Below are 12,442 nucleotides of genomic sequence, written 5' to 3' on the forward strand. Positions count from 1 at the left end.
ATTTTTTAAAAGGTTCACATGCGGTTTTTAGTGCGCGCGGTGGCCTGCGCGGTCCAGGGGTCTTCGGGCCAGGGGTGTTTGGGGTAGCGGCCGCGCATCTCTTTGCGCACCTCGGCGTAGGGGCCGTTCCAGAAACTCTCCAGGTCGTCGGTCACCGCGAGTTCGCGCCCCGCGGGGGAGAGGAGGTGGAAAAGTACGGGCATATTGCTTATCGACGCACCCCCCACCATCCCAAAACACTCTTGCAACTTCACCCGCACGATGGGCCGCCCGGTGGAGTAGTCGATGCGCGGGTGGGAGCCGGAGGGCACGGCGAGTTTTTCGGGGGCTAGTTCATCCATCCTTGCTGCTTCGGGCCAGGGCAGCTGGCGGGTCAGCGCGACGTACATGTCCAGGTTTTTGAGTGGCGTGCCGTTGGCCAGCTGCTGGATTTCGGGGGTGTAGTCGCCCTGGGTGACGTCGGGCCAAGGCTCGCCGTGTTGGGCGTGGAGGAAGTCAAGGCGGTGCTTGAGGACGTGGGCTTTCTCAGACAGTGGGAATTGGTCGAAGGTGATGCCCGCCAGGGCCTCGGCGGCGTCGGCGGGGTTGAGGGTGACGGGCGTGGAGGTCAGTTCGATAGCACCGATGGCGGTGGTGCGGCGGGTGCGAACTTTGCCGTCAACGAGTGAGGCTGTTGTCTTTTCTTCGATGCGGTCCGTGGGCAGGCCGATGGGTGCGGCAGCGCGGATGATGGCGCCGCTGCGGGTGAGTTGAACTTCAGCGGCGGCGATCCATTCGGTGGGTGTGATGCTGCTGTCCAGGGTGGCGCGGGTGCCGCTGGCAAGGAGGTATTCGCGGTCGTCGAGGCGTTTGGCCACCCATTCGGGGAAGGCTGTGGCCACGACGTCACCGGCGGGGACGGGGGCGGATCTATCCACGAGCCTTGCCAGCCTCTCCACCACGCGCCTCGGTGCCCGCGCCCGGCTGAGATCCCCGCTGAGCCCTTCCGTGAGAGCCGCAACAGAGTCCGCAGCACCCGAGCCATGGCGCAGCAGCGCGGTGCCCAGGCGGGGGTCCATTGGCAGGGCAGCTAGGCGGCGACCGTGGGCGGTGATGGTGTTAGAAGCATCCAACGCCCCCAGCGCACGCAAGGTCGCGTGCGCTGCGTCCAACGCTGCGGCCGGTGGCGGGGTGAGCAGTGGCAGATCTGGGGACCCCCACGCCGCCATCGTCAGTGCTGCGGAGGTGAGATCCGCGGTGGTGATTTCCGCGGCGATGTCGGCGGCGAAGTGCTGGTAGTCCGACTGGGAATACGCCCGCAGCACCGTGCCGGGACCCAAGCGCCCGGCACGCCCGGCGCGCTGGTCGGCGCTGGTAGCGGCGGCGGAAACGGTGACCAGGCCCGTCATCGCGCGGCTGGCGTCACGCCGGGGCACGCGGGATAAGCCGGCATCTACCACGCGGCGGACACCGGGGACGGTGATGGAGGACTCGGCAATTGCGGTGGCCACCACCACGGGGGCATCCCCATCCAGCGCCGCGTCCTGTTCGCGGGAGCTCAACCGGCCGTGCAATGGTGCGGCATCCGGCAGGTGGCTACACACCAGCTCCACTTCGCGCACGCCGGGCACGAAGACAAGGGTGCGCTCAGAAGGGGGAGCACCACCCGCCAGGCGCGCCACGTGCTCGTAGAACTCCCGGGTGCCCTCCGCGCGGCCTGGGTGCGGGTGGTAGCTCACATCCAGGGGGTGGATGACGGACTCCGTGGACACCACCTGCGCACCCATGTGGTCGGCCAACGCTAGGGCATCCAAGGTGGCAGACATGGCGGCCAGGTAGAGGTCATCGCGCAGGTAGGCCACCTCCATCAGCATGGCCAAGACCAGATCGGTGTCCAGCTGGCGCTCGTGGACTTCGTCGATCACTACCGCACCCACACCAGTCAGTTCCGGGTCCTTGAGTAGCCGGTTGAGCAGCACGCCCGGGGTGAGAAACTCCACCAGTGAGCCGTCTTTGTGTTCGCCGCGGATGGAGTAGCCGATGCGGGTGCCTAAGGGGGAGGCGTCGAGAAGCGAAAGGCGACGTGCAGCCGCGCGAACCGCAACCCGGCGTGGGGCGACAACGAGTGTGGTGCCGTGCACGAGGTTGCTGATCGCGGGCGGCACGAGCGTTGTTTTACCTGTTCCCGGCGGTGCTTCGACCACGACGGGGCCACACGCGGGCAGCGAATCCACCATACCCGCGACCGGTAGGCCCGCCCCGATGACGGCGAGATCGAAGTGTGACACGCAGACAAATCTACATGCACACAAGAGTGGATAATTTTCCCTTTACGTCGCCGCGCGCGTGCTTTTAGGGTGAAAAACGAAGGGGGAAAACATGCTCATCAACACGTACACATTTCATTACCAGCCAGATATCGACGACACCTACTCGTTTCCGGCGGGATCTGTATGCCGACAAACTCGACGAATTCGGCGAAGAGAAAGCGGGCTAGCTCCCGAGGGATAGACTCAGCTGCATGGCTGAGAATAAGGCTGAGAACAAGATCGCAGTAGTCACCGGCGGCTCCGCCGGGATTGGGGAGGCCACGGCCCGAGCCCTGGCCGCCGACGGCTGGACCGTCTACGTCGCCGCCCGCCGCGCGGAGGAGTGCGAGCGTATCGCCGCCGAGATCGGTGGCGTGGGCGTGGAGTTGGACGTGACAGATCAGACCAGCGTGGATGAGCTCGCGGCCCGGCTTGACCGGGTTGACCTGCTGGTCAATAACGCGGGCGGCGCGCGAGGCCTCGACTACCTGCGTGATGCGAACCCGGAGGACTGGGACTGGATGTACCAGACCAACGTCATGGGCACGATGCGCATGATCAAGGCGCTGTACCTGCAGCTCGTGGCGGCGGAGGGCCTGGTGGTCAACGTCGGTTCCATGGCCGGGTGGGACGCCTACCCGGGCGGCAGCGGATACAACGCGGCCAAGTTCGGGTTGCGTGCCATCACGCGTGCTTTTAGGCGTGAAGAGGAGTCCACGCCCATCCGCATCACCGAAATTGACCCGGGCCGGGTGAAAACGGACTTCTCCATCAACCGCTTCGGCGGTGATGCCGAACGTGCGGCGGCAGTCTATGAGGGCAAACTCAACCTCACCGCCGAGGACATCGCGGAGGCGATCCGGTGGGTGGCGTCGCTGCCGAAGCACGTGAACATCGACACGATGAACATCATGCCGACAGACCAGGCCGAGCGCTAGGCCCAGCTCGACCATGACCATTTCCACATACGTGGCGCTGGTGGGCATTTGGGTTGCCGCCATCGCCAGTCTTGGCCCGGACCTGGTGCAGATCATCCGCCTGGGTACTAAGTCCCGCGCGGTCGGTGTGGCCTGCGCCGTGGGCATCATGCTGGGCAATACCGTCTGGATCGCGGCGTCGCTTCTGGGCCTGAGCGCCCTGATCAAGGCGGTGCCAGAGGTGCTGGCGGTGCTGCAGCTCGTCGGCGGCATCTACCTGCTCTTCATGGGGGTGGGGGCCATACGTGCCGGCCTTTCAGCGCGGAAACTCCAGGTCGCCGAACCGGGCACCGAACAGGCCACCGCGCACGCAAACAGCAAAGAACTCACCACCGCCCAAGCCCTGCGCATCGGGGTGTACACCAACCTGTCTAACCCCAAGGCGGTCCTGTTCTTCGGCGCCGTGTTCGCCCAGTTCATCACCCCGGGCATGGGGTGGGAGTGGATGCTGCTCATCCTGATCACGCTGGTGGTCATTGGGTTTGGGTGGTTTGTGGGGTTTGCGGTGCTCGTGGATAAGCTGGCTAGCTTTTTGGCGCGCTGGGGGCACGTGGTGGACCTGGTCACGGGCCTTGTCTTTGTGGCGTTGGCCGTGTGGATGCTTGTCGGCGCTTTCCAAGTAGTGTTAGGGGCATGATTCTTACCACTACTCCGACCGTTGAAGGTCGCACGATTGTTGAGTACATGCGCATCGTCGGCGGTGAAACCATCACCGGCATGAACATGTTTAAGGATATTGGCGCGGGTTTCCGCAACTTGGTTGGTGGCCGTGCAAGCTCGTGGGAGGCGGAGCTTGTCGGCGCCCGCGACAGTGCGCTCAATGAGCTGTGGGAGCGCGCCCGCCAGATCGGCGCGGATGCCGTGGTCAGCGTTGAGTTGGACTACTCGCCGATGGGCGCGGACGGCTCGATGATGCTCGTCGCCGCTACCGGCACCGCTGTCAGGCTGGGTTAATGGAGGTTGAGATCAGCGGCGGGAGCATTAAGCTCGGCCAGTTTCTGAAACTCGTGAACCTGGTGGAATCCGGTGGTCACGCCAAGGAAGTCATCGCCGACGGCCTCATCTATGTCAATGGTGAGCCCGCCTCATCGCGGGGCCAATCGCTTATCGACGGCGACGTCGTCTCCGTCCCCTCCACCGGCGACTCGGTGACCATCGTGGCCGATGGTATTAGCCCTGAAGAACGCTCTGTTGAACGGAGGAACCCCTAAACCATGCCTGCTTTTGAAGCCCAGCCGGGAATGCCCTACTGGATTGAATTGGCAACGACGGAGGCACGGAAGTCCTCCTACTTCTACTCCCGCATTTTTGGGTGGGAGATGGGGGACGCCGGTGACGCTGATGGCCCTGCCAGTGATTACCGCGTTGCCCGCCTGCAGGGGATGCCGGTGGCGGGCATGGTGGAACAGGACTCCATGCCGGATACGTGGATGACGTACTTCTACACCACCGACATCGCCCGGGATTCCGCGCGGGTGGCAGAACTCGGTGGGCGCGTGCTCTCTGAGCCGATGGAGGTATCCCTGGGAACCATGGCGTTGTGCGCGGATGTTGCCGGCGGCTGGTTCGGGTTGTTCCAGCCGGCGGGGGAAGAGGCGTTCGTGGCGGCGGGGGAGCCGGGGACGCCGGTGTGGTTCGAGTATGCGTCGACAAGCAATGTGCGCGCTGTCGCTGACTTTTATGGCGAGCTTTTTAGCTGGGACATTGTGGAAAATGAGGGCTACCTGCTGATCATGCAGGATGGTGCTGCGTTTGCGGGTATGTGGGATGCCTCCGGGCAGATTCCGGCGGACGTGCCCAGTTTTTGGAGCTCCTACCTGGGCGTGACCAACATTGCGGAAGCGCGCATGAAGGTGCAGGAATTCGGTGGGGAGATCCTGCGTGGCCCGGAGAATTCCCCCTTCGGTCTGCTGCTCACCGTGGCTGATCCCAACGGCGCGGTGGTCACGCTGTGTGAGGTCGATGAGCCTGTGGATGAGGAAACTCTCGACGAAGCCGAGTCCATCCTGCACCTGTAGAAAACCATGCGGGTGAAACGTGTGGCGGCGGTGGCCGCGTGTTTGTTGGTGGCGTTGGTGCCAGCACCAGCAGTGGCTCTTGACGTGCTGCCGGGTGATCCTGGCGAGCGCACCGACATGGCCGTGTACCACGATGGTGGTCGCTGGAGCGGCAGCCCCGGCGCCAAAGACCCCCGCCCGGCATTGTCCTTGGCCAAGCTGTACCTCGGCTACTGGATCCTCCACAACGGGAAAACGGAGGACAAGGGCAAGGTGTGGCGGATGGTCCGTGCCTCCTCTGATGGCCTGGCGGTGGAGTTGGACCGCAAGTACCCGAAGGCGATTGATGAGGTAGCTAAGGAGTTTGGTCTCACCTCCACGGTGAGCGCCGGCTACTGGGGGCGGTCGTCCACATCCCCGTACGACATGGCCAAATTCATCAACCTGGTCAAAGATGACCCGGTGGCCGAACCCATGATCCGCGCGATGGCCAACCACACGCTGTATGCGGAGGATGGGTTCGCGCAGGACTTTGGGACGGATCGGTTGAACGGGGTCATCGGTACCAAATTCGGCTGGTCCGATGACCGTTCAGGTGCGGTGGCGTCCGTGTCTTTCGGCCGGGATTTCGCCGTGGCAGCCATGACATACGGGGATGTGGACGACCACACCGAGGACGTCCTGGAGTGGATCGACCAGACGGAACAGAGCCGTCGCGTCTTCGGGCGCGCCGGGCAGGTTGCTGGTACCACTGGTGCCGCAGGGGAGATGCCGTGGTGGCTGGGCCCTCGCGGCCAGAAGCGCCCGGTGCCCACGCTGAGGCCCGTGGGCGCGAGCCGCTAGTCCACCCTGCTAATCCACACTGCGGAGGAATTCCGCGATGTCCCGCACCCGCCGGCGGTTCTCCGCTGGGGTAGCAATGCGGTGGGTGGAGTGGTATTCCGCCACCTGCACGGTGTCGCTGGCGTCGGAGATGTCCGGACGGGCAGCGATTTCGTCTTTGAGGGCGATCTGAAGAAGGGTCTTCGGCCACTCGGTGGGGAAGGGCACGGTGTGGCCCCCACGCAGATCCTCAGGCAGATTAGCCACGGAGTCCAGGTCGGGGAAGGTGAGCACGAGGGCGTCAACGTCCGCGGCAGCCAGCGCCGCTAACGCGCCACCGGAGCTGTAACCCCACAGTGTCACCGAGGCGGGTTCCTGGGCGCGCACGTAGCCGATGGCCTTGCGCACACTGTCCAGGATTTCGTCCAGGTCCGCTTCGGGGGCCAGCGGGTGGTCCAGGTCCAGGATAGTGGTACCGGACAGTTCTGCCGCTGCAGCTACTTCCGGGCGCCACTGCAATTCCAGAGCTTGCCCGGATCCGCGCCACCAGCCACCGGAGTGGAGGGACACCGCCCACCGGCCGGTGGGGGCAGTGGGCACGAAGATGCGCGCCGGGATGTCCACCTGGCCGGGCAGATCCGGCAGATCAGACAAGGCCGGCAGTTCGCGGGTGGTGCGGATGTTCATGCCGTAGGCCACGCCCGGCATCGTGTGGTCCAAGCCGGAGCCCAGCATGAGCATCGCGGCGTGGGTGATGCGGTCTGGCAGGTTAGCCACGTAGCGGTCCGCATCACCAGGATCGCCGCTGCCGCCCTTCCACGGCGGGGTGAAGTCGGGCACCGGGTAGGTGGCATCCATGTAGCTGACTAGCTGCTCCAGCTGCTCCTCGGGCGGCAGAGTGCGTTCCACGCCGCCGACATTGAAGTCTTCATTGCCTTGGTCATTGAGGGGGTAGGCGGTGTTGGAGGGGCCCGCCGGGAGGTCTTCTACCGGTGGGGCCGGTTCCGGGATGTGGCGCATGCGCTCTTGGCTGGCGCGGTAGTCGGGGGTGTTCATGGCTACCAGATCACCACCCTGTCAGCCTCAGGCACGAGGGCTTCAGCCGATGGGAACGCCTCATAGAACTCGGCGATGTTGCCCGCCACGATGTTGCAGCGGAACTCCGCCGGCGAGTGCGGGTCAATGGCCAGGTACTGTGCGGCCATCTCCGGGCGGATGGCGGTGCGCCACACCCGTGCCCAGGCGAGGAAGAGGCGCTGCAGGCCGTCAAATTCCTGGCCGTCGACCTCCGCGGTCGCGCCGGGGGCGTGGAAGGTCTGCACCGGGCCGCGCGGGTCCAGGCCCTGCTCAGCGAGGTAGTTCTTGTACGCGATCACAGCGATGCCCAGCCCACCCAGGTCACCGATGTTCTCACCCAGCGTGAACTCACCATTGACACCACGGGATTCGCCGCGGCCTTCCAGCACGGTGGGCACTAGGCCGTCATACTGCTTGACCAGCTTGGCGGTGAGCTCCTCAAACCGGGTGCGGTCCTCGTCGGTCCACCAGGAGTTGAGGTTCCCGTGGCCGTCGTAACGCGAGCCCTGATCGTCGAAGCCATGTCCGATCTCATGGCCGATAACAGCGCCGATGGCACCGAAGTTCTCCGCCGCATCCGCTGCCGGGTCGAAGAATGGCGGCTGCAGGATCGCGGCCGGGAAAGTGATGTCATTGACCACCGGATTGTAGAAGGCGTTGACGGTTTGCGGGGTGGCCACCCACTCGTTGCGGTCCGCCGGTTTGCCCACCTTGGACACCTGGTAGTCATGCTCAAAAGCAGCACCCGCGCGCACGTTGGCCACCAGGTCACCGCCTTCGCGGGAAAACTCAAGGCCCTCATAGGAACGCCAGGTGTCGGGGTAGCCGATCTTCGCGTCGAACAGGCGCAGCTTCTCCAGTGCGCGCTCGCGCGTCTCCGGTGACATCCACGGCAGGGTGGAAATGCGCTGCTCATAGGCATCCACGAGGTAGTCCACGAGCTCGAGCATCTGCGCCTTGGAGTCAGCCGGGAAGTGCTTGTCCACGTACGCCTTGCCCAGGTCCTCACCCACGAGGGATTCCGCTAGCGCCACGCCACGCTTCCAGCGGTCACGCTGCTCCGTCGCGCCGGAGAGCACGGTGCCATAGAACTCGAAATTCGCCGCACCCACATCCTCCGTCAGCACGCCCGCGCGGGAACGCAGAATGGCCCAGGTGGCCCAGAGTTTCCAATCGGTCAGCGGGACGCTGATAAGCAGCTCTGCAAGCTTTTCCACGAAGGACGGCATCATCACAATCACCCTCCCCTCCGGCAAACCGGAGGCTGTGAGGAGAGTCTGGATGATGTCGGGGAGTTCACCGAGCGTGGTCGGGTTGTAGGTTTTCAGCGAATCGCGCGAGGCGACGACGTCCCAGTGGTGGCTGGCGATCTGCGCCTCAAGGTCAACGATGCGCGACGCGGCATCGGCCGGACTGGCACCAAAGAGGCGGTCTGCGTCGAGGAAACCGAGCATCCGCTCCACGTGCGCGCGGTAGGCGGCGAGCGTCTCAGCGTGGGCGGGCTCACGGTAGTACGCCTCATCCGGCAGGCCCAGGCCCGACTGGATGAGGTAAGGCACCGCGGTGTCCCCGAGGGAATCCTTCTCCACCCAGAAGGACAACGGCGCACCAACACCGGTGCGATCCAGCGCGCCGAAGGCGGCGGCGAGCTCGGTGGGGGAGGAGACGTCGATAAGCGTGAGATCCTCCTCGATGGGGCTCATTCCCGCGATGTTGATCTCGTCGGTGTCCATGAAGGAGGCGTACAGGTCACTGCCACGGTCCGTGCCGTTTTCTAAGAGGGCGTGGACGTCTTCTTCCGCCTTGTCCCGCAGCGCGTGGAAGGTGCCATCCACACCGCGGTCAGACGGGATGACGTGACTGTCCAGCCACGGGCCGTTGACGGTTTGGTAGAGGTCTTTCATACTGTTCTCCTTCTACTCTCTTGTCTTTTCGTACGGGTCGCGGATCTTCATGTCCGACGGGTGCCACACACCGGAGCGTGTCACCGTTTCATAGTCAATCTTCGCCAGCATCGGCTCCTCACCGCGCGAGTTGGTGCGCAGAACGTAGCGGTGCACGGAACCCCAGTCCCGGCCCCAGTCCCGGTCAAGGTAACCCGGGATCTCGTAGGCGGAGTTGACTGCCTCCGATGTTGCCAGAGCGCCGCCACCGAGGAAGTCCATGAAGTCAGACAGTTCCTCCTTACCAGGGGCGTCCGGGCTGATGCGGAACTGCGGGATCTCAGCCACGCCGGCGTAATGGTTGAAGGTGCGGTGGCAGGGGAACTGCAGCGCCACGGTCCAGTCCAGCAGACCGGGGGTGTCTTTGTCGAAGACATCGGTGAGGTGCTCCAGCTTCGGGTTGCGCAGCGGGGTCACGGCCATCCACTCGAACGGGTCGAGGTTGATGTCCTCGCCGACGAGGCGCACCACGTTGGCGGAATCCGGCAAGTCAGCGATGGGGTAGCGCAGGTTACGCCACTTGATGGCTGGGCCCGGATCGAACATCTCCAGCTCACCGATGTCGCTGACAGAACCGTCCTCATTGCGGGTGCCGTACTGCAGGACGAGGGTTTGGCCCTTCTGTTTCACACCATTGATGTCGTGGTGGGAGATGCGGCCGGCGACGGAGGTGACCAGCAGCGGCGCGTCCTCGGTGGCCTCGGGCAGCTCGTACCAGGAGGTCTTGAGTTCCGCGGTAGCCTGCGTGGATGCAGCGAAGCTGCCCAGCACTGGCACGCGGTTGTAGTCCAGGTTGAACGGCAGGCGCACGGTGGAGCCGTTGATGCCCACTTGGTCTTCAGAGCGGTTGCCTTGCGTGGTGGTGCGGGAGGTCGATTGCGCTTGCTCATCGTTCGGATCAGCGTTTGCATCATTGCTTGTCTGCGCTTCCTGCACCACCTGCGTCTGCCCCATCGACCCAATATTCGGCACACCCTTGCGCTCCGAGTTGATGAAGGCGGGGACACCACCCGGATGGAAACCACGGACAGTGCCCGATTCGAGGGAGCGGCCCAGGGGCACGCCATCGACCGGGGTGAGGAAAGAATCATTCGTATTGGTTTCCACCAACACGTCGCCGGAGAGCTGGCACGTGTCGCCCTTGAGGGAACGCAGGTTGCCCATGCCCACGGAGTAGGCCGGCGCCTGGGTAGCAAATGCCTTAACAAAGGTGAGGCAGGAGAACGTGACAACGAGGATGCAGGCCACGGCGATCGGTGCCTTCATTATCTGGCGCATGCGCAGCGAGGCCACTGAATCAGATTCTTTGTCCGACGCCTTCTCGCGCTTGTTGTGTGAGAAGGACTGGTAGATGCCCACCGCCACGATGATGAAAGTGATAGCCAGCAAGACAGAAGCGGCTTCGATCCGCTTGACCTGCACGCTCTTATCCCACCAGGGAACGCTGAAGGAGGAGATGTACCACCAGGCGTTCGCGCCGGCAAAGGACAGCGCCAGGATGAACGTGATTGCAGCCAGCGCGAAGGTCCGCGCACGAGCAGAGCGCGCCGTGATCTCCGACAGCGCCACCGCACCCAGGGCGGCAGCCGCACCGGCCAGGCCGGCGTAAATGCCAAAGTGGTGCGTCCACTTCGTCGGCGTGAACATGAGGAAGAACATGGACATGCCAAAGATGGCCAGCAGGCGCTGCGTGGGGGCCTTATTCGCGCCGGGCACAGCGTCCCAGCGGGTGAGTGCCCACAGCACCAAGCCCAGGCAGAACAGCAAGGTCAGCATGGCAAAGCGGCGGGCCAAAGAACCGTCCGCGCCCGGCTCAAAGAGGTTGGCGTAGCGGACGAACTCGTGGTACCACTCCAGCGCCGGGCCGACGTAGGAGCGCACGGAAGTGGATTCCAGCACCGCGGCCAGAGTTTGGTCGTGGAAGACCGGCACCATTACGGCAAAACCAACGGCCAGGAACGGGGCCACCATGGAGGCCATCGGCGCGTAGACGCGGCGCTCGCTCACGATGCGCAGCACCTGCGGCAAGCACACGAGAAACACGCCCACAGCCGTCAGACCCGTCGGGCCACATGCCAGGGTGAACGCCGCGAAGATCGTACCCATCGCTGCCGGCAGCAGGCGGCGGGAGCTGATCGCCGATTCAAAGGACGCCCACGTAGCAATGGCACCCAGCGCGATAATCGGCTCCGGGCGCAGACCGTTGTCATACGGCAGCCAGAACGCCAGGAACATGAACGCCGCCGTCCAGTAGGCCACGCGGCGGGTAGCAATTTTTTCACCCAGGCGCGGCAGGATCTCGCGGGACAGAATCCACCAGATGCAGATGCCGGCGATGAGCGTTGGCAGACGCATCCACGCCGAGGCTGTACTCACCTTGGCCAGCAGCGACAGCACGTCGTAGAACGGCGAGCCAAACGGCGCTTCCGGCACGCCGTACCAGCGGTAGTAGTTGGCCATGTAGTCCGAGTCATTGGCCACCCGCGCCATGGTGAGCAGGAAGCCATCATCAGACGTATTAGCGCCGAAGATATGCCAGAAACCAAGAACGCCCAGCACAACACCATCGAGTGGCTTGAAGGTCTTCCACTCCGGGCGCAGCAGAGGTAGGCGGCGGCCATCACGCAGATCCAGCTTTGCCAGTGCCCACAGCGCCACCAGGCCAGACAGGCTACCCAGGATCATCGCCGCCCACTTGATGGTGGACGGGGAGGAGGTGAAGCGGGAGTTGATGTCAACGTGGGCGGTCAAGCCAGCGTCGATAAGCTCCCGTGCCTTCTCCCCAGAAAGCTCGGTGTAAATACCGGTGACCTGCGGGCGCATGTCATCTGCAATCTTGGTGTCGTACTTGGTGCCCGGCGCGTCAACGCGCACCATGTCACCATCGACCGTGATGCGCAGCGAGCCATCACGCATCTGCGCAACCTGCCCCGCATCCAGTTCAAAGATCACCTCATTGAGCGTGGACACGTTAATCCCGCCATCCTCCGGGGCGTTTACAAACAAGCCACGGTCCAGCGCTTCCGTGGAATCCTCCGGCAGCGTGGACAACACCGTGGTCTGTCCCGGATTCATCGCCTCTACCGCCGCCAATGGGACGGTGATGTCCAGCTTCTCCGGCGCCAAAGAAATCAACGGCGCATTCACTGACGTGAGATTCTCATCCTGCGGCCAATTGAAAGAAGACTGCACCTGCTTCACCGGTAAAAACGGCAAAGCAAAGAAGAAGAGGAAGGCTAACAACCCCGACACCAGCGCGGTGAGCGGAATCCACTTCTGCGTGGAATGGGGCTGACGGGTTTGGTTCACATTCTTATTCATCTGTGTATGTTTCTGCG

At 63.9% G+C, this 12,442-nt stretch carries 10 protein-coding genes; 6 read left to right on the forward strand and 4 right to left on the reverse strand.

Annotated elements, in window-relative coordinates; translation table 11 throughout:
• Positions 1 to 14: 14 nt before the first annotated feature.
• Positions 15 to 2,216 (reverse strand): ATP-dependent RNA helicase, encoded by a 2,202-nt coding sequence (locus QP968_RS06860; protein WP_284855766.1) that lies wholly within the window; start codon positions 2,214 to 2,216, stop codon positions 15 to 17.
• 284 nt (positions 2,217 to 2,500) lie between these two features.
• Here QP968_RS06860 and QP968_RS06865 point away from each other — a divergent pair, with 284 nt between their 5' ends.
• From QP968_RS06865 to QP968_RS06890, 6 genes are read left to right on the forward strand one after another with little or no spacing between them, the layout of a single operon-like run.
• A complete protein-coding gene (locus tag QP968_RS06865) occupies positions 2,501 to 3,226 on the forward strand; it encodes an SDR family oxidoreductase (RefSeq protein WP_284855679.1) in 726 nt (241 codons plus the stop codon).
• Positions 3,227 to 3,239: 13 nt separating this feature from the next.
• Positions 3,240 to 3,902, forward strand: coding sequence for a LysE family translocator (locus QP968_RS06870; protein WP_284855681.1), 663 nt, complete (start codon positions 3,240 to 3,242; stop codon positions 3,900 to 3,902).
• On the forward strand, positions 3,899 to 4,219 hold the full coding sequence (locus QP968_RS06875; RefSeq protein ID WP_284855682.1) for a heavy metal-binding domain-containing protein: 321 nt from the start codon (positions 3,899 to 3,901) through the stop codon (positions 4,217 to 4,219). The genes QP968_RS06870 and QP968_RS06875 overlap by 4 nt, the downstream gene beginning before the upstream one ends.
• A complete protein-coding gene (locus QP968_RS06880; RefSeq protein WP_284855683.1) occupies positions 4,219 to 4,476 on the forward strand; it encodes an RNA-binding S4 domain-containing protein in 258 nt (85 codons plus the stop codon). The genes QP968_RS06875 and QP968_RS06880 overlap by 1 nt, the downstream gene beginning before the upstream one ends.
• Positions 4,477 to 4,479: 3 nt before the next feature.
• Positions 4,480 to 5,283, forward strand: coding sequence for a VOC family protein (locus QP968_RS06885; protein ID WP_284855684.1), 804 nt, complete (start codon positions 4,480 to 4,482; stop codon positions 5,281 to 5,283).
• 6 nt (positions 5,284 to 5,289) lie between these two features.
• Complete coding sequence (locus QP968_RS06890; RefSeq protein WP_284855685.1) at positions 5,290 to 6,105, forward strand: hypothetical protein; 816 nt, start codon at positions 5,290 to 5,292, stop codon at positions 6,103 to 6,105.
• A gap of 9 nt (positions 6,106 to 6,114) precedes the next feature.
• Here the strand turns inward: QP968_RS06890 and QP968_RS06895 are convergent, their stop codons facing one another.
• The 3 genes from QP968_RS06895 to QP968_RS06905 are packed head-to-tail and all read right to left on the reverse strand — an operon-like array spanning position 6,115 to position 12,425.
• A complete protein-coding gene (locus QP968_RS06895; protein WP_502870038.1) occupies positions 6,115 to 7,104 on the reverse strand; it encodes an alpha/beta hydrolase fold domain-containing protein in 990 nt (329 codons plus the stop codon).
• A 38-nt stretch (positions 7,105 to 7,142) separates the two neighbouring features.
• Complete coding sequence (locus tag QP968_RS06900) at positions 7,143 to 9,065, reverse strand: M13 family metallopeptidase (protein WP_284855687.1); 1,923 nt, start codon at positions 9,063 to 9,065, stop codon at positions 7,143 to 7,145.
• A 12-nt stretch (positions 9,066 to 9,077) separates the two neighbouring features.
• Positions 9,078 to 12,425: an arabinosyltransferase domain-containing protein gene (locus QP968_RS06905; protein WP_284855688.1), complete on the reverse strand. Its 3,348-nt coding sequence runs from the start codon at positions 12,423 to 12,425 to the stop codon at positions 9,078 to 9,080.
• Between the last annotated feature and the right edge of the window lie 17 nt (positions 12,426 to 12,442).

This window comes from Corynebacterium sp. MSK041, from assembly GCF_030232265.1.
Classification (GTDB): Bacteria; Actinomycetota; Actinomycetes; order Mycobacteriales; family Mycobacteriaceae; genus Corynebacterium.

Bases quoted from the DNA above. Each gene is read 5' to 3' on its own strand.
- QP968_RS06865 (WP_284855679.1), top strand. From the start codon at position 2,501: ATGGCTGAGAATAAGGCTGAGAACAAGATCGCAGTAGTCACCGGCGGC.
- QP968_RS06860 (WP_284855766.1), bottom strand. From the start codon at position 2,216: ATGGTGGATTCGCTGCCCGCGTGTGGCCCCGTCGTGGTCGAAGCACCG.
- QP968_RS06900 (WP_284855687.1), bottom strand. From the start codon at position 9,065: ATGAAAGACCTCTACCAAACCGTCAACGGCCCGTGGCTGGACAGTCAC.
- QP968_RS06875 (WP_284855682.1), top strand. From the start codon at position 3,899: ATGATTCTTACCACTACTCCGACCGTTGAAGGTCGCACGATTGTTGAG.
- QP968_RS06880 (WP_284855683.1), top strand. From the start codon at position 4,219: ATGGAGGTTGAGATCAGCGGCGGGAGCATTAAGCTCGGCCAGTTTCTG.
- QP968_RS06885 (WP_284855684.1), top strand. From the start codon at position 4,480: ATGCCTGCTTTTGAAGCCCAGCCGGGAATGCCCTACTGGATTGAATTG.
- QP968_RS06895 (WP_502870038.1), bottom strand. From the start codon at position 7,104: ATGCGCCACATCCCGGAACCGGCCCCACCGGTAGAAGACCTCCCGGCG.
- QP968_RS06870 (WP_284855681.1), top strand. From the start codon at position 3,240: ATGACCATTTCCACATACGTGGCGCTGGTGGGCATTTGGGTTGCCGCC.
- QP968_RS06890 (WP_284855685.1), top strand. From the start codon at position 5,290: ATGCGGGTGAAACGTGTGGCGGCGGTGGCCGCGTGTTTGTTGGTGGCG.
- QP968_RS06905 (WP_284855688.1), bottom strand. From the start codon at position 12,425: ATGAATAAGAATGTGAACCAAACCCGTCAGCCCCATTCCACGCAGAAG.